This window comes from Mycolicibacterium flavescens, assembly GCF_001722335.1.
Taxonomy (GTDB): Bacteria; Actinomycetota; Actinomycetes; order Mycobacteriales; family Mycobacteriaceae; genus Mycobacterium; species Mycobacterium flavescens.
Genome location: NZ_MIHA01000011.1, coordinates 109,592 through 134,339, shown reverse-complemented (window position 1 = coordinate 134,339; position 24,748 = coordinate 109,592). Strand labels below are relative to the sequence as shown.

At 68.9% G+C, this 24,748-nt stretch carries 15 protein-coding genes; 12 read left to right on the top strand and 3 right to left on the bottom strand.

From position 1 onward, the window contains the following. Positions 1-94: 94 nt before the first annotated feature. Entirely contained in the window at positions 95-934 is an 840-nt protein-coding gene (locus BHQ18_RS16280; RefSeq protein WP_069414735.1) for an SDR family oxidoreductase, read from the bottom strand. Positions 935-1,100: 166 nt separating this feature from the next. Between BHQ18_RS16280 and BHQ18_RS16275 the strand changes: the two genes are divergently transcribed. The 11 genes from BHQ18_RS16275 (at position 1,101) to nei2 (ending at position 16,805) form a co-directional block, all read left to right on the top strand. Next, the gene (locus BHQ18_RS16275; protein ID WP_069414665.1) at positions 1,101-1,436 is read left to right on the top strand and encodes an L-rhamnose mutarotase; all 336 of its coding nucleotides are present in this window, start codon (positions 1,101-1,103) and stop codon (positions 1,434-1,436) included. A 28-nt stretch (positions 1,437-1,464) separates the two neighbouring features. Beyond that, complete coding sequence (locus BHQ18_RS16270; protein ID WP_069414664.1) at positions 1,465-2,781, top strand: MFS transporter; 1,317 nt, start codon at positions 1,465-1,467, stop codon at positions 2,779-2,781. Beyond that, positions 2,778-3,923 (top strand): L-rhamnose isomerase, encoded by a 1,146-nt coding sequence (rhaI, locus tag BHQ18_RS16265; protein ID WP_069414663.1) that lies wholly within the window; start codon positions 2,778-2,780, stop codon positions 3,921-3,923. Before BHQ18_RS16270 ends, rhaI begins: the two co-directional genes overlap by 4 nt. A 5-nt stretch (positions 3,924-3,928) precedes the next feature. After that, a complete protein-coding gene (locus BHQ18_RS16260; RefSeq protein ID WP_372516672.1) occupies positions 3,929-5,980 on the top strand; it encodes a bifunctional aldolase/short-chain dehydrogenase in 2,052 nt (683 codons plus the stop codon). Next, positions 5,977-7,428: a rhamnulokinase gene (locus tag BHQ18_RS16255; RefSeq protein WP_069414662.1), complete on the top strand. Its 1,452-nt coding sequence runs from the start codon at positions 5,977-5,979 to the stop codon at positions 7,426-7,428. The genes BHQ18_RS16260 and BHQ18_RS16255 overlap by 4 nt, the downstream gene beginning before the upstream one ends. Beyond that, on the top strand, positions 7,425-8,678 hold the full coding sequence (locus BHQ18_RS16250) for an alpha-hydroxy acid oxidase (protein ID WP_205866124.1): 1,254 nt from the start codon (positions 7,425-7,427) through the stop codon (positions 8,676-8,678). The genes BHQ18_RS16255 and BHQ18_RS16250 overlap by 4 nt, the downstream gene beginning before the upstream one ends. A 25-nt stretch (positions 8,679-8,703) precedes the next feature. Further along, complete coding sequence (locus BHQ18_RS16245) at positions 8,704-9,723, top strand: LacI family DNA-binding transcriptional regulator (RefSeq protein ID WP_069414660.1); 1,020 nt, start codon at positions 8,704-8,706, stop codon at positions 9,721-9,723. A gap of 57 nt (positions 9,724-9,780) precedes the next feature. Next, positions 9,781-10,686 carry a serine hydrolase gene (locus BHQ18_RS16240; RefSeq protein ID WP_069414659.1) on the top strand — a complete coding sequence of 302 codons (906 nt, stop codon included), beginning with the start codon at positions 9,781-9,783 and terminating at the stop codon, positions 10,684-10,686. Positions 10,687-10,729: 43 nt separating this feature from the next. Beyond that, a complete protein-coding gene (locus tag BHQ18_RS16235) occupies positions 10,730-11,410 on the top strand; it encodes a TetR/AcrR family transcriptional regulator (RefSeq protein WP_069414658.1) in 681 nt (226 codons plus the stop codon). Between the two features lie 94 nt (positions 11,411-11,504). Next, positions 11,505-16,043, top strand: coding sequence for an ATP-dependent helicase (locus BHQ18_RS16230; RefSeq protein WP_069414657.1), 4,539 nt, complete (start codon positions 11,505-11,507; stop codon positions 16,041-16,043). 3 nt (positions 16,044-16,046) lie between these two features. Continuing rightward, the gene (nei2, locus tag BHQ18_RS16225; RefSeq protein WP_069414656.1) at positions 16,047-16,805 is read left to right on the top strand and encodes an endonuclease VIII Nei2; all 759 of its coding nucleotides are present in this window, start codon (positions 16,047-16,049) and stop codon (positions 16,803-16,805) included. 294 nt (positions 16,806-17,099) lie between these two features. On the opposite strand, the gene BHQ18_RS16220 is transcribed toward nei2, so the two are convergent. Next, the gene (locus BHQ18_RS16220) at positions 17,100-18,200 is read right to left on the bottom strand and encodes a fatty acid desaturase family protein (RefSeq protein WP_069414655.1); all 1,101 of its coding nucleotides are present in this window, start codon (positions 18,198-18,200) and stop codon (positions 17,100-17,102) included. A 17-nt stretch (positions 18,201-18,217) separates the two neighbouring features. Beyond that, positions 18,218-19,282: a ferredoxin reductase gene (locus BHQ18_RS16215; protein WP_069414654.1), complete on the bottom strand. Its 1,065-nt coding sequence runs from the start codon at positions 19,280-19,282 to the stop codon at positions 18,218-18,220. A gap of 539 nt (positions 19,283-19,821) precedes the next feature. Here BHQ18_RS16215 and BHQ18_RS16210 point away from each other — a divergent pair. Next, on the top strand, positions 19,822-24,748 hold a 4,927-nt coding region (locus BHQ18_RS16210), incomplete at its 3' end, for a cadherin-like domain-containing protein (protein WP_131815699.1).

Below are 24,748 nucleotides of genomic sequence, written 5' to 3'. Positions count from 1 at the left end.
CAGGCATCCTGGGCCGAACGTGGGTTACCCGCACGCGCTCCGGCGCCAAAGCGTGTCACGAGCCCACACTCGGCGAGGCTTGGAACGCACCGCGTCAGAGGATCGGCCGCCCGCCGGTCACCGCGATCCGCGCCCCGGTCACATAGCTCGCCTCGTCGGACGCGAGCATCACGTAGACCGGCGCGAGCTCGACGGGTTGACCGGCGCGGCCCAGCGGGGTGTTCTCGCCGAACTGCTTGACCTTCTCCGGCGGCATGGTCGCGGGGATCAACGGCGTCCAGATCGGACCCGGCGCGACGCTGTTGGCGCGAATCCCCTTCTCGCCCAGCATCTGCGCGAGGCTCGCCGAGAAGTTCGCGATCGCGGCCTTGGTCGCGGCGTACGGCGCCAGCGTCGGGCTCGGCATGTCGGAGTTCACCGAGGAACTGCCGATGATCGACGCGCCGGAACCCATGTGCGGCAGCGCGGCCTTCACCAGATAGAAGTAGTGGCCGATGTTGAGGCGGAACGTGTAATCCCATTCCTCGTCGGAGATTTCGTCGAGGCTCTCGTGGGTCATCTGATAGGCCGCGTTGATGACGAGCACGTCAATGCCGCCGAACTCCTCGACCGCCTTGTCGACGACCGCACGGCACTGCGCCGGGTCGGCCAGATCGCCGGGCACCAGCACGCACTTGCGCCCGGCCTCCTCGACGTACTTCTGCACGTCCTTGGCGTCGTCGTGCTCGTTGAGGTATGCGATCAGCACGTCGGCGCCCTCGCGGGCATACGCGATCGCGACCGCCCGGCCGATGCCGCTGTCGCCGCCGGTGATCACGGCCCGCTTACCGGTCAGCCGCCCCGACCCGCGGTAGCTGGTCTCGCCGCAGTCGGGCACCGGTTCCATCTGGCTCTGCACGCCGGGCGGGGTCTGCTGCTGCTCGGGAAAGCTCATCGAGTACCTCATCTCTGTCTGGAGTGACACGGGTACCCGGCCCGACCCCGAATACTCGCGCACCCACGAGGACGTGGCGGCCCTTGACGACGGCCACCACCGCGTCCTACTGTGAGCCCGTTCACGAATTGAAACGTTTCAACAAACCAACGCACCGAAGGCAGGCATGGGCATCACCGCAGCGACGCACCGCGTCTGCTTCCTGCTGCAGTTGCGGCCCGACCGCGTCGAGGACTACCTCGACGCCCACGACGTGGTCTGGCCGGAGATGCTCGACGCGCTGCGGGCCGCGGGCTGGCGCAACTACTCCCTGTTCCTGCGGCCCGACGACGGGCTGGTCGTCGGCTATCTCGAGACCGACGACTTCGACGCGGCGCGGCAGCGTATGGCCGCCACCGACGTCAACGACCGCTGGCAGGCACACATGGCCCAGTACTTCCAGAGCGGCGCGAACCCCGATCAGGCCATGAAACCGCTTGCCGAGTACTTCCACCTCGACTAGAACCCCACTCATCGCCCGAAGGACTGTCATGAAAGTTGGAGCCCGCTCCACCACCGGTTGGCGCGCGACGATCGCGGTCGCCATGTCGAACTACATCGAGGCCGGCTCGATCATCGCGATCGCGACCAGCCTGGCGTTCTGGCAGGCCGAATTCGGCATCAGCAACTTCGCGGTCGGTTTGCTGGCCGCGTTGAGCGCCAACGCTTTCGGCGCAGCGATCGGCGCCATCCTGGGCGGGCCGCTGTGCGACCGGTTCGGCCGCAAGGCGATCTACACCTTCGACCTGCTCGTCTACATGGTCGGTGTGCTGCTGGCCGCCTTCGCTGCCAACTACGCGATGCTGCTGACGGCGTTCATCATCACCGGAATCGCGGTCGGTGCGGGGGTGCCCGCGTCGTGGACCTACATCGCCGAGCAGGCGCCGTCGGAGGGCCGCGCCAAGCACGTCGGCACCGCGCAGCTCGCGTGGTCGATCGGCCCGCTGATCGGCTTCGCGCTCGCCGCCGCGCTGGCGCCGCTGGGACTGCTGGGTTCGCGGCTGATCTTCCTGCACCTGTTCGTCGTCGCCGCGGTGGTCTGGTGGGTCCGGCAGGGGCTGCAGGAGTCGCAGATCTGGACGGATGAAGCGAAATCCGAACCCGCCGCGGTGACGTCGGCGGTCGGGCTGCGCGGCCTGCGGGGTCTGTTCTCCCGCAAGGTCAACATCACCGCGCTGCTGTTCCTCGGTGGCATCTACCTGTTCTGGAACACGGTCGCCGGTCAGGCCGGCATCTTCATGCCGCGCGTCTACGACACCGCCGGCCTGCACAGCCCCGTCGCGCAGAACCTGCTGCAGGTGCTGGTGTGGGGCTGCACAGTCGCGGCGACCTACTTCGGCTTCATGCGCTACGCCGACCGGGTCTCTCAGCGCTGGCTCTACGCCGGCGGCGCCGCGCTCGGCATCGCCGGGTGGGCGGTGCTGGTCGCGTTCACCGACGGTGGCGTGCCGACGATGTTGATCTTCGCGGTGCTCTGGGGTGTCTCCAGCGGCATCGGCGCGCAGGCCTTCTACAGCCTGTGGGCCAGCGAGATGTTCGCGACGCCGTACCGCGCGAGCGCCCAGGGCGTGATGTTCTGCGTCGTCCGCACCTTCACCGGCTTGCTGAGCTACTTCTTCCCCACCCTGCTCGTCGCGATCGGCCTGACCGGAGTCGGGCTGCTGCTGATCGGGTTGCTGACCGTCGCGCTCGTCATCGGGGCGGTGTGGGCGCCGTCGACGCAGGGAAAGACGTTGCGCGAGATCGAGATCGAGCGCTACGGGCGGCCCGTCGACCCGACCCCGGAACAGGCGGGTGCGCTCGCATGACCGTACTGGACAACCTGCAGATCGAACTTCCCTCGTGGGCGTTCGGCAACTCGGGCACCCGGTTCAAGGTGTTCAGCACCCCGGGCACCCCGCGTTCGATCGAGGAGAAGATCGCCGACGCCGCCACCGTGCACCGGTTCACCGGCCTGGCCCCCGTTGTCGCGCTGCACATCCCGTGGGACCGGGTCGACGACTTCGCCGCCCTGCGCCGCTACGCCACCGACCTCGGCGTCACGCTGGGCACCATCAACTCCAACACCTTCCAGGACGACGACTACAAGTTCGGCAGCCTCACCCACACCGACAAGGCGGTGCGCCAGAAGGCCATCGACCACCACCTCGAGTGCATCGAGATCATGGCTGCGACCGGTTCCCGCGACCTCAAGATCTGGCTGGCCGACGGCACCAACTACCCCGGCCAGGGCGACATCCGCGGCCGCCAGGACCGGCTGGCGGAGTCGCTGGCGGCGATCTACCAGCACATCGGCCCTGACCAGCGGCTCGTGTTGGAGTACAAGTTCTTCGAACCGGCCACGTACATGACCGACGTACCCGACTGGGGCACCGCCTACGCCCACGTCACCGCGCTGGGCGACCGCGCGAAGGTCTGCCTGGACACCGGCCACCACGCCCCCGGCACCAACATCGAGTTCATCGTCGCCCAACTGATGCGACTCGCCAAGCTCGGTTCGTTCGACTTCAACTCACGGTTCTACGCCGACGACGACCTGATCGTCGGGGCGGCCGACCCGTTCCAGCTGTTCCGCATCATGTTCGAGGTGATCCGCGGCGGTGGCCTCGACAAGAGCTCAGATCTCGCGCTGATGCTCGACCAGTGCCACAACGTCGAAGCCAAGATCCCCGGCCAGATCCGGTCGGTGCTCAACGTGCAGGAGATGACCGCCCGCGCGCTCGCGGTCGACACCGACGCGTTGACCGTCGCCCAGGAATCCGGAGACGTGCTGGGCGCCAACCAGATCATGATGGACGCCTTCTACACCGACATCCGCCCCGCCCTGGCGCAGTGGCGCGGAGAGCGCGGGCTGCCGACCGACCCGATGGCGGCCTTCGCCGAATCCGGCTATCAGGAGACCATCAACGCCGAGCGCATCGGCGGTACCCAATCATCGTGGGGAGCATGACCGACATGACCGACATGACCGGACCCAATCCGACCGTCGCCGACCTCATCGCGCGGTCCAACCGCCTGGGCGCCGACCCGAAGAACACCAACTATGCCGGCGGCAACACCTCCGCCAAGGCCACCGACATCGACCCGGTCACCGGCGCACCGGTAGAACTGCTGTGGGTCAAGGGATCCGGCGGAGACCTCGGCACCCTGACCGAGGACGGTCTGGCGGTGCTGCGGCTGGACCGGATGCGCTCGCTGGTCGACGTCTACCCCGGTGTCGAACGCGAGGACGAGATGGTCGCGGCGTTCGACTACTGCCTGCACGGCCGTGGCGGGGCCGCGCCGTCGATCGACACCGCGATGCACGGCCTGGTCGACGCCGCCCACGTCGACCACCTGCACCCGGATTCGGGTATCGCGCTGGCCACCGCGGCCGACGGCGAGGCGCTGACCAAGCAGATCTTCGGCGACCGTGTGGTGTGGATTCCGTGGCGGCGCCCCGGTTTTCAGCTCGGCCTCGACATCGCCGAGATCAAACGGCGCAACCCGCAGGCCATCGGCACCATCCTCGGCGGCCACGGCATCACCGCGTGGGGCGACACCTCCGCCGAGGCCGAGGCGCGCTCGCTGGAGATCATCGACACCGCCCAGCGCTACATCGACACCAACGGCAAGCCGCGACCGTTCGGCGCCCCGATCGCCGGGTACGCCGCGCTCCCCCAGCCCGCGCGCCGCAGCAAGGCCGCCGCGCTGGCGCCGTTCCTGCGCGGGCTGGCCTCCACCGACCGCCCTCAGGTCGGCCACTTCACCGACGACCCGCGGGTGCTCGAATTCCTCTCCGCCAGCGAACATCCCCGGCTCGCGGCGCTGGGCACCAGCTGCCCCGACCACTTCCTGCGCACCAAGGTCAAACCGCTGCTGCTCGACCTGCCCGCCGACGCATCGATCGACGACGCGAAAGCCCGGCTCACCGAACTGCACGCCGCCTACCGGGCCGACTACCGGGCCTACTACCACCGCCACGCCGACGCGACCTCGCCGCCGATGCGCGGTGCCGACCCGGCGATCGTGCTGATCCCCGGCGTCGGAATGTTCAGCTACGGCAAGGACAAACAGACCGCCCGCGTGGCAGGTGAGTTCTACCTCAACGCGATCAACGTGATGCGCGGCGCCGAAGCCGTCTCCACCTACGCGCCCATCGACGAATCCGAGAAGTTCCGCATCGAGTACTGGGCGCTGGAGGAGGCCAAGCTCACTCGCATGCCCAAGCCCAAACCGCTGGCCACCCGTATCGCGCTGATCACCGGGGCCGCCTCCGGCATCGGCCGGGCGATCGCGCACCGACTGGCCGCCGAAGGCGCCTGCGTGGTGATCGCCGACCTCGACGAGCGCAAGGCCCGCGAGGCGGCCGCCGAGATCGGCGACACCGACGTCGCGGTCGGCGTCGCCGCCGACGTCACCGACGAGCAGGCCGTGCAGTCCGCCGTCGACGCCACTGTGCTGGCGTTCGGCGGCATCGACATCGTCGTCAACAACGCCGGCCTGTCACTGTCGAAGTCGCTGCTGGAGACCACGGCCGCCGACTGGGACCTGCAGCACGACGTGATGGCCCGCGGGTCGTTTCTGGTGTCACGAGCTGCCGCACGCGCGCTGATCGATCAGAAGCTCGGCGGTGACATCATCTACATCTCGTCGAAGAACTCCGTGTTCGCCGGACCCAACAACATCGCCTACGCGGCGACCAAAGCCGATCAGGCGCACCAGGTTCGGCTGCTGGCCGCCGAACTCGGCGAGCACGGCATCAAGGTCAACGGGATCAACCCCGACGGCGTCGTGCGCGGCTCGGGCATCTTCGCCGGCGGTTGGGGCGCCCAGCGCGCCGCCGTCTACGGCGTCGACGAAAAAGACCTCGGCGCGTTCTACGCCCAACGCACGCTGCTCAAACGCGAGGTGCTGCCCGAGCACATCGCCAACGCCGCATTCGCGCTGTGCACCGCGGACTTCTCCCACACCACCGGACTGCACGTGCCGGTGGACGCGGGTGTGGCCGCCGCGTTCCTGCGATGAGCGCGCACCTCGCCGCGGTCGACCTCGGTGCGACCAGCGGCCGGGTCATGGTGGCCGGCGTCGCGCCGGGATCGATCGACATCGCGCCGGTCGCCCGGTTCGCCAACGATCCGGTGTACCTGTGGAACGGTCGGCGTGCCGCGATGCACTGGGATCTGCCCGGCCTGTTCCGCAACGTGTGCGACGGTCTCGCCGAGGCGACCCGCCGATACCCCGACCTGGCCGGCATCGGCGTCGACTCCTGGGCTGTGGACTACGGCCTGCTGCGCGGCGGCGCGCTCGCAGCTCTGCCCCACCACTACCGCGACGCCCGCTGCGAGGACGGCGCCGACACCGTCCACCAGCGCATCACCCACCCGGAACTCTACGCCCGCAACGGATTGCAGTATCTGCCGTTCAATACGCTGTACCAGCTGGCCACCGACGCGCTCGGCGACGTCGACCGGGCGCTGCTGATCCCCGACCTGGTGAACTACTGGCTCACCGGCCGCGAAGCCACCGAACGCACCAACGCCTCGACCACCGGGCTGCTCGGAATCGACGGCCACTGGGACGACGAGCTGATGACTCTGCTCGACATCCCGACCGACCTGTTCCCCGCGGTCGTCGACCCCGGCACCGAGTTGGGCCCGCCGCTGCCGCATCTCGCGACGCTCAGCGGGATCACCGGCCGCCCACACGTCAGCACCGTCGCATCGCACGACACCGCCTCGGCCGTCGTCGCCGTACCGATGGCGCCGGAAGCCTCCGTCTACATCTCCTGCGGGACATGGGGACTCGTCGGCGTCGAACTCGAACACCCCGTGCTCAGCGAGGCGGCACGGAGGGCGAACTTCACCAACGAGGTCGGCGCCGACGGCCGAATCCGGTTCCTGCGCAACACCATGGGCCTGTGGCTGCTCAGCGAATCGGTCCGGCACTGGGACCGCGACCGCGTCGACCTGGGCGCCCTGTTGGAGCAGGCGACCGCATGCCGCCCGCCGGCGCAGGTGTTCGACACCGACGACCCGGTGTTCGCGAGCCCGGGCGACATGCCGGACCGCATCGCCGCGTGGTACACCGCGCGCGGCCTGCCGCCGCCGACGACCCGCGCGGAGACGGTGCGGGCGATCATCGAAAGCCTGGCCGCGGCTTTCGCCGACCGCGTCGAGACGGCGTCGCTGCTGTCGGGCACCGCGGCGCGCACCGTGCACATCGTCGGCGGCGGCGCGCAGAACGCGCTGCTGTGCCAGCTCATCGCCGACCGCGTCGGCGCCCCGGTGGTCGCGGGGCCGGTGGAGGCGACCGCGCTGGGTAACGTACTGATCCAGGCACGCACCCACGGGCTGCTGGCCGGCGACCTCGAGGCGCTGCGCTCCCACGTCACCGACCGGTTGCTCGTCGGCCGGTTCACCCCGCGCGGCGTGCCGGGCAGGTCCCGAGCACTGTCAGGGAGGGCGCGATCATGAAACGTCAGATGCCGAAGGTCGCCGACCTCGCACCGCTGATGCAGTTCAAGAAGCCGCAGTTCAACGCCAAGACCCGCCGGTTGGAGAAGGCGCTGACCATCGAGGACCTGCGGCGCATCGCCAAACGCCGCACCCCGAAGGCGGCCTTCGACTACACCGACGGTTCGGCGGAGGCCGAACTGTCCATCGCGCGCGCCCGGCAGGCGTTCTCCGACATCGAGTTCCGGCCCGCGATCCTGCGCGACGTGTCCGCGGTGACCACCGGGTGGGACGTGCTCGGCGCCCCGGTGGCCCAGCCGTTCGGCATCGCGCCGACCGGGTTCACCCGGATGATGCAGACCGAAGGCGAGGTCGCCGGTGCGCGCGCGGCGGGCCGGGCAGGCATCCCGTTCTCCCTGTCCACCATGGGCACCGCCTCAATCGAAGACGTCGCAGCGGCGAATCCGCACGGCCGCAACTGGTTTCAGCTCTACATGTGGAAGGACCGCGACCGCTCCATGGCGCTGGTCGAGCGTGCGGCCGCGGCGGGTTTCGACACGCTGCTGGTCACCGTCGACGTCCCGGTGGCCGGTGCGCGCCTGCGCGACAAGCGCAACGGCATGTCGATCCCGCCGGCGCTGACGCTGCGCACGATCCTCGACGCGCTGCCCCGGCCGCACTGGTGGTTCGACTTCCTGACCACCGAGCCGCTTGCGTTCGCGTCGCTGGACCGCTGGTCCGGTACCGTCGCCGAACTGCTGGACACCATGTTCGACCCGACCGTCACGTTCTCCGACCTGCGCTGGATCACCGCGCAGTGGCCGGGCAAGGTCGTGGTCAAGGGCATCCAGACGCTGGCCGACGCCCGCCGCGCCGTCGGCGCCGGGGTCGACGGCATCGTGCTGTCCAACCACGGGGGGCGCCAACTCGACCGCGCGCCGGTGCCGTTCCACCTGCTGCCCGAGGTCGCCGCGGAACTCGGCGACGACACCGAGGTCATCCTGGACACCGGGATCATGTCCGGCGCCGACATCGTCGCCTCCATCGCGCTCGGCGCGCGCTTCACGCTGATCGGCCGCGCCTACCTGTACGGGCTGATGGCCGGTGGTGAGGCCGGCGTCGACCGGGCCGTCGCGATCCTGTCCGAGCAGGTCGCCCGGACCATGCGCCTGCTCGGTGTCACGTGCCTCGAAGAGCTGTCCCCGTCGCATGTCACACAGCTGATCCGGCTCGCACCGCGGTCGCAGCTGGTAAACCAACGGGTGACGTAGCAGTCGAGGAGCAGGAGCAGGGCCGATGGCAGCGGGGATCCGTGATGTGGCGGCCGCCGCGTCGGTGTCCGTCGGCACGGTGTCGAACGTGCTCAACGCCCCGCACAAGGTCGCCCCGGCGACCGTCGAACGCGTGCAGGCCGCGATCGACAAGCTGGGATTCGTCCGCAACGACGCGGCCCGTCAGCTCAAGGCGCAGCGGTCCCGGTGTGTGGCGCTGATCGTCCTCGACATCGGCAACCCGTTCTTCACCGACGTGGCCCGCGGCGCGGAACGCCGTGCCGCGCAATCGAATCTGACCGTGCTGTTCGGGACCTCCGACGACGACACCGCCCGGGAACGGTCCTACATCGACGCCTTCGACGAGCAGCGGGTGTACGGCCTGCTGGTCTCGCCGGTCGGCGACGACCTGACCCGGTTGCGCACGCTGCAGTCCCGCGGCACCCCCGTCGTGCTGGTCGACCGCGATGCCAGCAGCACCCCGTTCTCGTCGGTCGCCGTCGACGACGTCGCGGGTGGGCGGCTCGCCGCCGAGCACCTCTGCGCGATCGGCCGCCGCCGGCTCGCGTTCGTCGGCGGTCCGCGCAGCCTTCGCCAGGTCAGCGACCGGCTGCGCGGCGCGCAGAGAGCCGTGGCCAGACATGAAGGGGTCAGCCTCGAGGTGCTCGACACCCCGGAACTCAGCGTGCTCGCCGGCCGCGACGCCGGAGACCGGCTGCGGGCGCGCCGACCCAGAGACCGGCCGGACGCGGTGTTCTGCGCCAACGACCTGCTCGCGATCGGGGTCCTGCAGGCGCTGGTGCTCAGCGGCGACGTGCGCGTGCCCGACGACATCGCGCTGATCGGCTACGACGACATCGATTTCGCGCGCTCGGCGGTGGTGCCGCTGACCTCGATCCGCCAGCCGAGCACCCAGATCGGCACCGCCGCCGTCGAGCTGCTCGAGGCCGCCGCGAACAACGAGGAGCCGCAGCACATCGTGTACCAACCGGAGCTGGTGGTCCGGGCGTCGACGACCGGCACGTCCACCACGGCAGGCGATTAGGCTGCCCGTCGGCGGGGTACAGACTCGGACCACGGTTCTTTGCTCGGAGGAGATTTCATGCGTCGTCGGCTGACGAAACGGACGATGACGAGCGCGCTGACGATCGCCTCCGTCGCTCTGTTGCTCACCGGATGCGAGGCGCAGGTCTGGGGCGCGCCGCCCCCCGCCGTCGACACCGTGCAGGCGACGGCCCCCGCCCCGCAGGCCCCGCCCGAACCGCAGGCCGGGCTGGCGGGGGCGGACGGGCGGCTGCGGCAGGCCATCGCCGAGGCCGCCGACGCCGGCGCCGCCGTCGAGACCGTCGTGCTCGACCGCAACAACGGCCAGACCATCGCGGACGGCGCCGACACCCCGTTCCCCATCGCCTCGGTGGTCAAGCTGTTCATCGCCGACGACCTGCTGCTGCAGGAGTCCGAGGGCAAGACCACACTCTCGCCCGAGGACCGCGCGGCACTCGACGCGATGCTGCGCTCCTCCGACGACAGTGCAGCGCAGACGTTTTGGGACCGCAGCGGCGGCAACGCCGTCATCGCGCGGATCGTGGCGCGCTACGGGTTGACCGGTACGACGGCGCCACGCAACCAGAAATGGGACGTCACGCTGAGCACGGCCGGCGATCTGGTCCGCTACTACGACAAACTTCTCAGCGGCTCCGGCGGGCTGCCGCCCGAACAGGCGAACATCATCATCAACAACCTCGCGCGGTCCACCCCGACGGGAAACGACGGATATCCGCAGCGGTTCGGGATCCCCGACGGGCTCTACGCCGAACCGGTCGCGGTCAAGCAGGGCTGGTTCTGCTGCTGGAACGGCGGCAACCAATTGCACGTGTCGACCGGGGTGATCGGGCCGGACCGCCGCTACGTGATGGCGATCAGCTCACTGCAACCGGTCGGCGAGGCCGCCGCACGCGAAACCATCACCCAGGTGGTCAAGACGATGTTCCCCGGCGGGCGAATCTGACGCGTCACCGGTGCGACAGGGGTCGGGTAATAGTGTGAGGACCATGTCCAAGCCCGACGCCCGTCGCGCAGGCGACTCGTCGGGTCGCCGGCGCCTGTCCCCCGACGATCGCCGCAACGAACTGCTGGCGCTGGGGGCGGAGGTGTTCGGGCAGCGGCCCTACGACGAGGTCCGCATCGACGAGATCGCCGAACGCGCCGGGGTGTCGCGGGCACTGATGTACCACTACTTCCCCGACAAGCGGGCGTTCTTCGCCGCCGTCGTACGGGCCGAGGGCGAGCGGCTGTTCGAGGCCACCAACACCCCGCCCGATCCGGGGCAGAGCCTGTTCGACCAGCTGCGCACCGGCGTGCTGGCCTATCTGCGCTACGACGAGGAGTTCCCGCACGGCGCGTGGGCGGCGTACGTCGGGATGGGCCGCTCGGACCCGGTGCTGCGCGGCATCGAGGACACCGACAACGACCGCCAGGCCCAGCGGATCCTCGGGCGGATCAACGCCGCGGTCGGCGACGAGCTGGACTCGAAGGTCGAACGCGATCTGCGCATCACGGTGTACGCGTGGCTGGCGTACACGTTCGAGATGTGCCGCCAGCGGCTGCTGGACCCGTCGATCGACGCCGACCAGCTCGCCGGTTCGTGCGCTCACGCGCTGCTCGATGCGGTCGGCCGGGTGCCCGGCATCCCCGCCGCGCTGCGCGACGCCGTCGCCCCCTCGCGCCGCTGACCTGTGATTTCGGTGCGCTACCAGTCGCTCAGCGACGGGTAGCGCCCCCAAGCCGCAGAAAAGTTGTCGGTACCGGGGTGCACCATGGAAGACGATGAGCGGCTCTCCCCTCGCCCGGTTCAGCGATCTGACCCGGGAGTGGTTCACCGGCACCTTCGCCGAACCCACACCCGCCCAGGCCCGCGCCTGGGCGGCCATCGCCGACGGCGACAACACCCTGGTCATCGCGCCCACCGGCTCCGGTAAGACGCTGGCGGCGTTCCTGTGGGCGCTCGACCGGTTGGCCGCAGCCGAGCCGAACCCCGAACTGCCGGCCACCAGGGTGCTCTACGTCTCGCCGCTGAAGGCACTGGCCGTCGACGTCGAACGCAACCTACGCACCCCGCTGACCGGCATCGCCCGGGTCGCCGACCGCCACGGCGTCCCCGCGCCCGCCATCCGGGTCGGCGTGCGTTCGGGCGACACCACCCCGGCCCAGCGCCGGGAGCTGATCACGCGGCCACCCGACATCCTGATCACCACACCCGAGTCGCTGTTTCTGATGTTGACCTCCGCGGCCCGCGAAACGCTGGCCGGCGTGCAGACCGTGATCGTCGACGAGGTGCACGCGGTCGCAGGCACCAAGCGCGGCGCGCACCTCGCCCTGTCGCTGGAACGGCTCGACCAGCTGCTCGAAACGCCGGCGCAGCGTATCGGGCTGTCGGCGACCGTGCGCCCGCCCGAGGAGGTGGCCCGCTTCCTGTCCGGTCAGGCGCCCACCACCATCGTCGCCCCGCCCGCCGCCAAGACGTTCGACCTGTCGGTGCAGGTCCCGGTGCCCGATATGGCAAACCTGGAGAACAACACGATCTGGCCCGATGTCGAGGAACGCATCGTCGATCTGATCGAGGCGCACAACTCGTCGATCGTGTTCGCCAACTCGCGGCGCCTCGCCGAGCGACTCACGTCGCGGCTCAACGAGATTCACGCCGAACGCACTGGGGTCGACGTGGAAACCGGACCCAACACCGGCGTCGCGGGCGGCTCGCCCGCCCACATCATGGGCAGCGGACAGGCCTCGGGCGCGCCGACGCTGCTGGCCCGCGCGCACCATGGTTCGGTCAGCAAGGAGCAGCGCGCGATCGTCGAGGACGACCTCAAGAGCGGCCGGCTCAAGGCGGTCGTCGCAACGTCGAGCCTGGAGCTGGGCATCGACATGGGCGCAGTCGATCTGGTCATCCAGGTGGAGGCGCCGCCGTCGGTGGCCAGCGGGCTGCAGCGCATCGGTCGGGCCGGCCACCAGGTCGGCGAGATCTCCCAGGGCGTGCTGTTCCCCAAGCACCGCACTGACCTGATCGGTTGCGCGGTCACCGTCACCCGCATGCTCGCGGGTGAGATCGAAACCCTTCGGGTGCCGACCAATCCGCTCGACGTGCTGGCTCAGCACACGGTTGCGGCGTGTGCGCTGGAACCCCTGGACGCCGACCGCTGGTTCGACGCGGTGCGCCGCGCCGCCCCGTTCGCGACGCTGCCGCGCAGCGCGTTCGAGGCGACGCTGGACCTGCTGTCGGGCAAGTACCCGTCAACGGAGTTCGCCGAGCTGCGGCCCCGCCTGGTGTATGACCGCGACGCCGGCACCTTGACCGCGCGGCCCGGTGCGCAGCGGCTGGCGGTCACCAGCGGCGGCGCCATCCCGGACCGCGGCCTGTTCACCGTGTATCTAGCCACCGAGTCCGAAAAGCCCTCGCGGGTCGGCGAACTCGACGAGGAGATGGTCTACGAGTCGCGCCCGGGGGACGTGATCTCGCTGGGCGCGACGAGCTGGCGGATCACCGAGATCACCCACGACCGGGTGCTGGTGATCCCGGCGCCGGGCCAGCCGGCGCGTCTGCCGTTCTGGCGCGGCGACGGCGTCGGCCGCCCGGCCGAACTCGGCGCGGCGGTCGGCGCGTTCACCGGTGAGCTCGCCGGCCTCGGAAAGGACGAGTTCGACGCGCGTTGCCAGACCATGGGTTTCGACCAGTTCGCCACCGACAACCTGTGGCAGCTGATCGACGACCAGCGCCAGGCCACCGGGGTGGTCCCGTCGGACACCACGTTCGTCGTCGAACGGTTCCGCGACGAACTCGGCGACTGGCGCGTGATCCTGCACTCCCCCTACGGGTTACGGGTGCACGGGCCGCTGGCGCTGGCGGTGTCGCGACGCCTGCGGGAACGCTACGGCATCGAGGAGAAACCGACGGCGTCCGACGACGGGATCATCGTGCGGCTGCCCGACACCGAAGACACTGCCCCCGGCGCGGACCTGTTCGTGTTCGACGCCGACGAGATCGAACCCGTCGTCACCGCGGAAGTCGGTGGTTCGGCGCTGTTCGCGTCGCGGTTCCGCGAATGTGCCGCGCGCGCACTGCTGTTGCCACGCCGGCACCCCGGGAAACGCTCGCCGCTGTGGCACCAGCGCCAGCGCGCGGCGCAGCTGCTCGACGTGGCCCGCAAGTATCCCGACTTCCCGATCGTGCTGGAGGCGGTGCGGGAGTGCCTGCAGGACGTCTACGACGTGCCTGCGCTGACCGAGTTGATGCACCGTGTCGCGCAGCGCCGGCTGCGCATCGTCGAGGTCGAGACGTCCACCCCGTCGCCGTTCGCGGCGTCGCTGCTGTTCGGCTACGTGGGTGCGTTCATGTACGAGGGCGACAGCCCGCTGGCGGAGCGCCGGGCGGCGGCGCTGTCGCTGGACAGCGTGCTGCTGGCCGAGCTGCTGGGCCGCGTCGAACTACGCGAACTGCTCGACCCGCAGGTGATTTCGACAACGACGAACCAGCTTCAGCACCTCGCGGAGGACCGGCGGGCCCGCGACGCCGAGGGGGTGGCCGACCTGCTGAGGTTGCTCGGCCCGTTGACCGAGGACGAGATCGCCGAACGCGCGACGACGCCGGAGGTTGCGGGTTGGCTCGACGGATTGCGGGCCGCCAAGCGCGCGCTGACCGTGTCGTACGCGAACCGCACCTGGTGGGTGGCCATTGAGGACATCGGGCTGCTGCGCGACGGCGTCGGCGTCGCGGTCCCGGTCGGGGTGCCCACGGCGTTCACCGAATCGGTCGACGATCCGCTCGGCGAACTGCTGGGCCGCTACGCGCGCACCCGCGGACCGTTCAGCACCCACGACGCGGCGACGCGCTTCGGCCTCGGCCTGCGCGTGACCGGCGACGTGCTGGGCCGGATGGCCGTGGACGGCAAGCTGATCCGCGGCGAGTTCACCGACATCCCGGCCGCCGCGGAAGCGGGCGCCAACGAACAGTGGTGCGACTCCGACGTGCTCAAGATCCTGCGCCGGCGCTCGCTGGCCGCGCTGCGCGCGCAGGTCGAACCGGTGAGCACCGCCGCCTACGGCCGGTTCCTGCCCGCCTGGCAGCAGGTCGGGTCGGCGCACGGCATCGACGGACTGGCCACGGTGATCGACCAGTTGGCCGGTGTGGCGGTTCCCGCGTCGGCGGTCGAACCTCTGGTGTTCGGCCAGCGGGTGCGCGACTACCAGCCCGCGATGCTCGACGAACTGCTCGCCTCCGGGGAGGTGATGTGGTCGGGCGCCGGACCGATCGGCGGCGGCGACGGCTGGATCGCCTTTCACGCCGCCGAATCGGCGCCGCTGACGTTGGGCGCCCCGACGCAGATGGACCTCACCGACACCCACCGCACCCTTCTGGAGACGCTCAGCGGCGGCGGCGCCTACTTCTTCCGTCAACTCGCCGAGAACCCCAACGACCAACTCAAACAGGCGTTGTGGGAGCTGATCTGGGGCGGCTGGGTGACCGGTGACACGTTCGCACCCGTGCGGGCGATGCTGCTCGGAAGCCGCGGCGCCGGCAGACGCGGCGCGCCCGCGCACCGGCAGAGGCAGCGTGCGCCGCGGTTGAGCCGCTACAGCGTCGCGCACCCGCAGACGAGGAACGCCGATCCGACGGTGGCCGGGCGCTGGTCGGCATTGCCGACGCCCGAGCCGGAATCGACTGTGCGCGCGCACTTTCAGGCCGAGCTACTACTCAACCGCCACGGCGTGTTGACCAAGGGGGCGGCCGGCGCCGAGGGGGTGCCCGGGGGTTTCGCGATGCTCTACAAGGTGCTGACGGCGTTCGAGGACGTGGGCCGCTGCCAGCGCGGCTACTTCGTCGAGTCGCTGGGCGGCGCGCAGTTCGCGGTGGCCTCGACGGTGGACCGGTTGCGGACCTTCTCCGACGAGGTCGACGCCGACCGCCGCAACTACGACACCGTGGTGCTCGCGGCCGCCGATCCGGCCAACCCGTACGGCGCCGCGCTGCCGTGGCCGTCGCGCAAGAACGGAAATGACGACGTCACACACCGTCCCGGCCGCAAGGCGGGTGCGCTTGTCTCGCTGGTCGACGGCGAGCTGGTGTGGTTCCTCGAACGCGGCGGGCGGTCGCTGCTGAGCTTCGGCCAGGATCTCGACGCCCACATGGCGGCCGCGGCGGCGCTGGCCGAACTGGTCAGCGGTGGCCGGGTCGGCGCGCTGCTGGTGGAGAAGGTCAACGGGGTCTCGGTGCTCGAGCCCGGCGCCGAAGGCGAACGCGCCGCGGTGCACGACGCACTGCTGGGGGCTGGTTTCGCGCGGACCCCTCGCGGCCTGCGGTTACGCTGACCCATGCCCGAAGGTGACACCGTCTACCGCGCCGCGACCAAACTGCGCGAGGCGCTGGTCGGCAAGGAGTTGACCCGCTGCGACGTGCGGGTGCCGAAGTTCGCCACCGTCGACCTGACGGGGTGCGTCGTCGACGAGGTCCTCAGCCGCGGCAAACACCTGTTCATCCGCGTCGGCGACGCGAGCATCCACTCGCACCTGAAGATGGAAGGCGCCTGGCTGATCGGCGAACAGATCCGCCGGACGCCCGAGCACAAGATCCGAATACTGTTGGCGACCGCGGACTCTCGGGCCGCCGGCGTGGACCTCGGCGTGTTGGAGATCCTCAAGCGCGAGCACGACATGGAGGTCGTCGCCCATCTGGGCCCGGACCTTCTGGGCGACGACTGGGAGCCGCGCGTCGCGCGGGCCAACCTCGTCGCGGACCCGGATCGTCCGCTGGCCGAGGCGCTGTTGGACCAACGCGTGATGGCCGGTGTCGGCAACGTGTACGCCAACGAGTTGTGCTTCGTGACGGGTTATCTGCCGACCACCCCGGTCGCCAACGTCAAGGACCCGCTGCGGATGGTACAGCGGGCGCGGGACATGCTGTGGCTGAACAGGTCTCGGGTCAACCGCACCACGACCGGCGACACCCGCGGCGGCCGCGACCTGTGGGTGTACGGCCGTCGCGGGCGACCCTGCCGCCGCTGCGGCACACCGATCCTGTCGGACAGTTCCGGCGATCGGGTGTCCTACTGGTGTCCGGTCTGCCAGCGCTAGCTCGTGCGCTCCTGCGCACCGACGCTCGGCGCACCCGCCGCGGCCCGCGCACCCGAACCCTGCACACCTTCCGCGCACCCGAGCCCTGCACACCCGAGCCTCCGCGCACCCGAGCCCTCCGCGCCGAGAGTCCTCCGCGCCGAGAGTCGAGATCTTTGCGTCATTCGGCCGTTTTCGCACCAAAATCCCTACACTCGGCGCACCCGACGGCGCTCGGCGCACCCGCTCGACGGCTCGGCTCGGCGCTCGGCGCGCTCGCAGGCTCGGCCCACGCGCTGCGCCGCGTCATCCCCGTCAGCCCGGCAGCGCGAGCCTGACGATCTTGCGCACCACCGTCGCGAACTGCCGCGGCAGTGAGCCCTTGTTGTAGGGGATGCCGTAGCGGGTGCAGATCTCGCTGACCTGTTCAGAAATCTCGGCCAGCCGGTGGGCCGGGATGTCGGGGAACAGGTGGTGCTCGATCTGGAACGACAGGTTTCCGCTGAGAATGTGGAACAGCTTGCCGCCGGTGAGGTTCGCCGATCCGAGGACCTGGCGGAAGTACCACTGGCCGCGGGTCTCGGCCTTGGTCTCCTCGATCGAGAACTCCTGCACGTCATCGGGGAAGTGTCCGCAGAAGATGATCATGTACGACCACACGTTGCGGATCAGGTTCGCGGTCAGGTTGCCGGTGAACACCCACGGCGCAAACGGCCCGGCGAGCAACGGGAACGCGACGTAGTCCTTGAGCGTCTGCCGCTTGGTCTTGCGCCAGATGCCTTCGAGGATCTCGCGTTTGTCGGCGATGCTGATCTCGCCGGCGCGGATGCGCTCGGTCTCCAGCTCGTGCAGCGCGACGCCGTACTGGAACAGCACCATCAGCAGGAACGCGTAGACGGGGTTACCGAGGAAGTACGGCTGCCACGGCTGATCCTTGCTCATCCGCAGGATGCCGTAGCCGACGTCGCGGTCCATGCCGACGATGTTGGTGTAGGTGTGGTGCATGTAGTTGTGCGAGTGGCGCCACTGCTCGCTCGGGCAGGCGGTGTCCCACTCGAAGGCTCGACTCGAGATCGCCGGGTCACCCATCCAGTCGTACTGGCCGTGCATGACGTTGTGGCCGATCTCCATGTTGTCGAGGATCTTCGACAGACCCAGCATCGCGGTGCCGGCCAGCCAGAACGGCGGGAAGATCCCGCCGAACAGCAGTGCCCGTCCGGCCACCTCGAAGCCGCGCTGCGCCTTGATGATTCGGCGGATGTAAGTGGCGTCGCGCTCACCGAGGTCGGCGATGACCCGGTCTTTGAGCGCGTCGAGTTCGCGGCCGAAAGCCTCGGCCTGCTCGGCGGTCAGCGTGACCTTGCGGCCCGCGACGGTCTTTTCCAGTGTCTGTGGCGCTGAAGTGAGGACAGTCATGTCGAACTCCTTCGTGCTCAGAGCGCGAGGTCGACGTCGCCGACAGGGACAGACACGCAGATCTGCACGTCCTCCGCGTCGGGACCCGACACCGCGCCGGTGATCAGGTTCTTCACCACGCCGCGGGTCTTGCGGCGGGTGCAGCTGTGACAGATGCCCATGCGGCATCCGCTTTCGGGGGTGAGCCCGGCGGCTTCGGCCTGCTCGAGCAGGGGTCGGCCGTCGTCGGTAACTTGCAGGCCGGCGTCGGCGAAAGCGACGACGCCGCCGGACGCTTGCGAGGGCGCACTAAAGGTCGGGGGTACGAAGCTCTCCGACGTCGTGTTGGCGTGGTGCCGATGGACCGCATCGGCGAGTTGCGGTGGACCGCACACGAATACGGGCGTCGCGGCGTCCACACCGGGCATCGCCGCGGTGAGGTGCGCCGGGTCGAAGCGGCCGGACAGGTCGGAGCCCGCCGTCGACCGGGTGTAGCCGTGCAGTACCCGCACACCGGACATGGCGGCGAGTTCCTCGCGGTAGCAGGCCTCCTCCGCGGCGCGCGCGTAGTGGATGAACGCGATCTCGCCGTCGTAGTTCTCGGCGCGCAGGGTGCGCAGCATCGACATCAACGGGGTGATGCCGGATCCGCCGGAGACGAACACGATGCGATGCGGGCGGTCGGCGGGCAGCACGAAGTCGCCGCCGACATTGTCCAGGCCGACGGTCATCCCCGGGCGGGCGTAGTCGTAGAGGTAGTTCGACACGAGGCCGCCGTCATGACGTCCGATCGTCAACTCGAGGTGGCCGGCGCCTTCGGCGTTGGCCGGCGAGTACGGGCGGACGCGGCGACGGCCATCGACCTCGACGGCGACGTTGATGTGCTGGCCGGCCCGGAAGCCGGTGAAGGCGCGGTTCGGCGCGAGGGTGAGGGTGACGCTGCGAGCCGTCTGCCGCCGGACGGCGACGATCTCTGCGCGCGCCTCGGTCTGGGTCCAGGTCGGGTCGACGAGCTCGGTGTAGCGGTCCACGCCGTGCGGACCGGTGAGCAGGTCGACCAGAGGCGATCGAAGCACCCGTCGCGTGAGCGTTTGAGTGAACATATGTACACCGTGCGCGCTTTGAGAGCGATCGTCAATGCGTAAACAGGCTTTGTGGCGGGCTTCACATCAGTGAACGCTTGTACCTGCCCGATCACACGCGACAGTTGCGACATCGGGGCCGATTAGTTGTCTTTATCAACTGACTGAGTTTGCTGCCGAGGGGCGGAGTACCTGGATGAGGTGACTTTTGATGGTTGACATCGCGATCAACTGGCGCTCCGGGCGCTCAGGCCGGCGTGCCGCGCGGAGCGCCTCGCGACGCCCAATCAATCCGCAGGTTCAGGGATTGTTTTACATCCGTCCGACCGGCAAGAAGCGCACCCGGACCGGTCGCGCCGACTCGCGCACCCGTGACGTCGCCCAACGCCGCGCGCACCGCCTTGATTGCTTGCGCAATTATTTAACTTGCCCGTAAAATTTTGCTAGTCTCCGTTAGCGCGTCTTCCCATACGGGCGTACCGGGACAACGCGCCAAGCAAGACACATTCGCCCTAACCAGGCGTTCGAGGTGGGAGTAGCACGCGGTGGGAGCAGACAACATGACCCCAGGGGCACGCCGTCGCGTCGACCGGGCCAAGCCGCGTCACCTGAAGAGGGCCGGTACCCCGCAGGCGACGTACCCCACCTTCACGCTGGGCGTCGACCACCACTACCCCACTGCCGCCCGACCGATCACCGCGGCGAACTACTCGCGCTACATCGGCCGGGTCGGCGCGCTGGCGGTGGCACTCGGCGTCGGCGCGGCGATGAGCACCGGCCACGGGTTGGGAGTCGCGCACGCCGACACCGACACCACCTCCGGGGACTCACCGTCGCCCGAGTCCCCGAGCACCTCGACGCAGTCGACCGACACGACCACCCCGACTCCCTCGGACAACTCCTCCGACTCGAACACCAAGACATCCGAGCCCGATCCTGCCGACAAAGACGACGACGGGATGCAGGTCGGTAACTCCGGTGGCCTGAACAACTCGACCAACGACGCCGGGCAGGCGACGGATGAGAACGAGGATGAGGACGAGGACGAGACAACGTCCACGCCCGCTACCCCGACCACCGAGCCCGAGATCCTGCCGACAGAACCAGTCGTCATCGAGGAGACCCCGGAGGACGTCACCACCGAGGAGCCCGAAACCAGCTCGGCGCCAACGCAGTCGGTCGACAACGACTCGCCTTCCGGTACCACGCCGACGGCCGACCCCGAACCGGCCGATACCGATTCTTCGGCCACGGAGACGACGCCCTCGGAAACGACAGAAGCACCGGAGGCGTTGCTCAGCGCCGCCGCCCATGACGCTCACTCGAGCACGCCCGATGCCTTGTCATCGACGACGACCGTCCCCCCCACCGTCAACCCGCTGCACAGCGTGCTGGCGCCGCCCAGGACGGTCGTGGAGCTCGCCTCTGCCTTCGTGTCCGCACTTCTGGCGCCGATTCTGGCGCCGTGGCCGGCCCCGTGCGAGCCGCCGCTGCTGTGGGCGCTGCTCAGCTGGGTGCGCCGCGAGGTGCAGCGCACGTTCTTCAACCGGACGCCGATCGTGGTGCCCGAGGAGATCACGCTGGTCCTGGGTCCCGGCCAGGAGAGCAACCCGATTCCCTTCCATGTCCACGACTTCGACGGCGACGGCCTGAAGTACTACGTGCCGACGCAGGGCGTTCCCGGCGGCCCCAGGTACGGCTCGGTCACCGTCGACCAGGCGACGGGCACCTACACCTACACGCCAGACGAAGGCTTCACCGGGGTCGACGAATTCCGCGTCACCGCCAGCGACGCCCACACCCGCTTCCACATGCACGGGCTGCTCGGCTTCCTGCGGCCGCACTGGGGGCACACCGACACCGCCAGGATCAGGGTCACCGTCGTTGCGCCCGGAGTTCAGGCTCCAGTGGTGGCCAACGACTACTACCAGACCGAACAGGGCAACCCGCTCACCGGCAACGTCCTGGCCAACGACAGCGACCCGAACGGCGAAACGCTGACCGCGGCGCCGCTGACCGAACCCCAGTACGGCAAGCTGACGCTCGGGCCCGACGGCTCGTTCCACTACGAGCCGGACCCCGACTACCACGGCGAGGACGCGTTCTCCTACACCGCGTCCAACAGCGAACTCAGCAGCAACGCGCGGGTGGAGATTGTCATCACCCCGGTCAACCGCGCGCCGGTGGGCGTCGACGACTCCTACACCACCGACGAGGACACACCCGTCGGGGGCAACGTGCTCGACAACGACAGCGACCCCGACGGCGACGGCATGACCGCCATCCTCGACACACCGGCGAGCCACGGTTCCGTCCACCTCAACGGCGACGGGTCGTTCACCTACACCCCACACACGAATTTCGTTGGTGAAGACACGTTCTCGTACGTCACGCACGACGGCACCCAGGCGGGCGCCTCCACTCTTGTGCGGATCACGGTCACGGCCGTCAACGATGACCCGGTCGCGACGCCCGACTCCTACACCATCGGCGAGGATTCGACACTCCACGGCAACGTGCTGACCAACGACACCGACGCCGACGGCGACCCATTGACGGCGACGGTCGTATCCGGTCCCTCGCACGGCGGGCTGCAGTGGAACTCGAACGGCTCGTTCACCTACACCCCCAACGAAAACTACGCCGGGACAGACTCGTTCACCTACGCGGTCTCCGACGGTCAGGGCGGCACCGCCACCGGGGCCGTGTCGATCACCGTCGATGCGGTCAACGACGCCCCTGTCGCGGCCAACGACAGCTTCACGGTCGACGAAAACGGCACCCTGCAGGGCAACGTCCTCACCAACGACCACGATGTGGACAGCACTACGCTGACCCCGACGGTGTTCTCACCCCCGTCGCACGGCACGCTGACCATGAACGCCGACGGCAGCTTCACCTACACGCCTGCCGCGAACTTCCACGGCACCGACACCTTCAGCTACACCGTCTCCGATGGTGTAGCCACCAGCGCGCCGGCCCTCGTCGTCATCTCCGTCACGCCTGTCGACAGTGCGCCAGTCGCGGTGGGCGACAACTTCACCATCGTCGAGGACAGCGTTCTGAGCGGCAATGTGCTGTCCAACGACACTGACGCCGACCGTGATTCGTTGATCGCCGAGCTGGTGTCGGGACCGGCGAACGGCACGCTGACGTTCAACGCGGACGGCACCTTCACCTACAAGCCGGCGAAGAACTTCGCCGGAACCGACTCGTTCACCTACACCGCCTCCGACGGGACCTCCGACAGCGGTATCGGCACCGTCACCATCACGGTCACCGCGGTCAACGACGCACCGGTCGCCGAGGACGACTTCTACTCCACACAAGAGGACCAGTCTGTCTCGGGCAATGTCCTCGACAACGACAGCGACGTGGACGACGACACCCTGACCGTGTCGCTCGACGAGCCACCCGCGCACGGCACGGTGACGTTGAACCCGGACGGCACCTTCACCTACACCCCGCCGCCGGACTTCCACGGCGTCGACTTCTTCTCCTACACCACCACCGACGAAGTCGCCACCACCACACCCACACTCGTCATCATCACGGTGACGCCGGTCAACGATCCCCCCGTCGCCGTGGACGACGAGTACACCATCAACGAGGACACCGTCCTGACCGGCAACGTGCTGTCCAACGACTCGGATCTGGAACGCAACAACCTCACCGCGCATCTGGTCGACGGCCCGGCCAACGGCACCGTGACCCTGAATCCCGACGGCACGTTCACCTACACGCCGGAGACCGGCTACAACGGCCCAGACTCGTTCACCTACTACGCATTCGATGGCTCGGCTTCCAGCGAGGTCAGCACCGTCCACATCACGGTCCGAGACGTCAACTACGCGCCTGTGGCGAACAACGACGCGGTCAGCACCAACGAGGACACCACGCGGACCGGCAATGTGCTGACGAACGACACCGATGCCGACGGCGATCAGCTGACCGCACAGCTGGTCTCGGGGCCGGCACACGGGACGCTGACGCTCAACCCCGACGGCTCGTACTCGTACACACCGAACGCCAACTTCAACGGCACCGACACATTTACCTACACGGCCTCCGACAGCTTCGCGACCAGCAACACCGCCACGGTCACGATCACGGTGATCGCCGTGAACGACCCGCCGGTTCCGGGCAGCGACTCCTACACCATCGGCGAGGACACCACGCTGACGGGCAATGTGCTGGCCAACGACAGCGATCCGGAAGCCGATCTCCTTGCGGTGGAACTGCTTTCGGATGCGGCCAACGGCACGCTGACCCTCAATGCCGACGGCTCGTTCTCCTACACACCCACATTGAACTTCAACGGCACCGACACGTTCACCTACACCGTCAGCGACGGCAGAGGCGGCACGGCGGTCGGGACAGTGTCGATCACGGTCGAGGCGTCCAACGATCCGCCGGTGGCGAGCGACGATTCGGTGGCCACTGACGAGGACGACGCCTTCACCGGGTCGTTTCCGGTCTCGGACGTCGACAGCAGCACCATCACCAGCAGCGTGGTGGCCGGGCCGGCCAACGGTCAGCTCGTCCTGCACGACGACGGCACCTACACCTACACCCCGAACGCCGACTTCAACGGCACCGACAGCTTCACCTACCGCGCCACCGACGCCGAGGGCGCAATCAGCACGGTCGCCACGATCAGCATCACGGTCAGGCCGGTCAACGACGCCCCGGTCGCCAGCGACGACTCGATCGTCACCGACGAGGACGCTCCGTACAGCGGTTCGGTCTCCACGAGCGACATCGACGGCGACACTGTCACCACCGCCGTGGACCAGGACGTCGAGCACGGCACCCTGGTGCTCAACGCCGATGGCACCTTCACCTACACCCCGGACGAAAACTTCTACGGCACCGACTCGTTCACCTACCGCGCGTCCGACGGCAACGGCGGCCTCACCACCGGCACCGTCACGATCACCGTCGAGGCGGTCAACGACGCGGCGACCCCGGTCGATGACGCCTACAGCACCGATGAAGACACCCCGCTGACCATCCCGGCGGCCGGCGGCGTGCTGGGCAACGACACCGATGTCGAAGGCGACCCCCTCGAAGCCATCCTCGTCAGCGGCCCGGCCAACGGCACCCTGACACTGAACGACGACGGCTCGTTCACCTACACCCCGGACGAAAACTTCAACGGCACCGACACGTTCACCTACAAGGTCAACGACGGCACCGAGGACTCCGACACCGCGACCGTCACCATCACCGTCAACGCGGTCAACGACGCACCGACCACCAACGACACCGCGGTGGAGGTCGACGAAGACAACACCTACAACGGCGCAGTCCCGATCAGCGACATCGACGAAAACGACACCACCACCGTCACATTGGGTCAGAACGTCACCAACGGCACCCTCGTGCTCAACCCGAACGGCACCTACACCTACACCCCCACCACCGACTTCAACGGCACCGACAGCTTCACCTACACCGTCACCGACAGCCAAGGCGCCACCACCA

Coding starts and splice junctions, on each gene's coding strand:
- BHQ18_RS16260 (WP_372516672.1), top strand. CDS start 3,929: ATGACCGACATGACCGGACCCAATCCGACCGTCGCCGACCTCATCGCG.
- BHQ18_RS16220 (WP_069414655.1), bottom strand. CDS start 18,200: ATGACTGTCCTCACTTCAGCGCCACAGACACTGGAAAAGACCGTCGCG.
- BHQ18_RS16275 (WP_069414665.1), top strand. CDS start 1,101: ATGGGCATCACCGCAGCGACGCACCGCGTCTGCTTCCTGCTGCAGTTG.
- nei2 (WP_069414656.1), top strand. CDS start 16,047: ATGCCCGAAGGTGACACCGTCTACCGCGCCGCGACCAAACTGCGCGAG.
- BHQ18_RS16215 (WP_069414654.1), bottom strand. CDS start 19,282: ATGTTCACTCAAACGCTCACGCGACGGGTGCTTCGATCGCCTCTGGTC.
- BHQ18_RS16230 (WP_069414657.1), top strand. CDS start 11,505: ATGAGCGGCTCTCCCCTCGCCCGGTTCAGCGATCTGACCCGGGAGTGG.
- BHQ18_RS16245 (WP_069414660.1), top strand. CDS start 8,704: ATGGCAGCGGGGATCCGTGATGTGGCGGCCGCCGCGTCGGTGTCCGTC.
- BHQ18_RS16240 (WP_069414659.1), top strand. CDS start 9,781: ATGCGTCGTCGGCTGACGAAACGGACGATGACGAGCGCGCTGACGATC.
- BHQ18_RS16255 (WP_069414662.1), top strand. CDS start 5,977: ATGAGCGCGCACCTCGCCGCGGTCGACCTCGGTGCGACCAGCGGCCGG.
- BHQ18_RS16235 (WP_069414658.1), top strand. CDS start 10,730: ATGTCCAAGCCCGACGCCCGTCGCGCAGGCGACTCGTCGGGTCGCCGG.
- BHQ18_RS16270 (WP_069414664.1), top strand. CDS start 1,465: ATGAAAGTTGGAGCCCGCTCCACCACCGGTTGGCGCGCGACGATCGCG.
- BHQ18_RS16250 (WP_205866124.1), top strand. CDS start 7,425: ATGAAACGTCAGATGCCGAAGGTCGCCGACCTCGCACCGCTGATGCAG.
- rhaI (WP_069414663.1), top strand. CDS start 2,778: ATGACCGTACTGGACAACCTGCAGATCGAACTTCCCTCGTGGGCGTTC.
- BHQ18_RS16280 (WP_069414735.1), bottom strand. CDS start 934: ATGAGCTTTCCCGAGCAGCAGCAGACCCCGCCCGGCGTGCAGAGCCAG.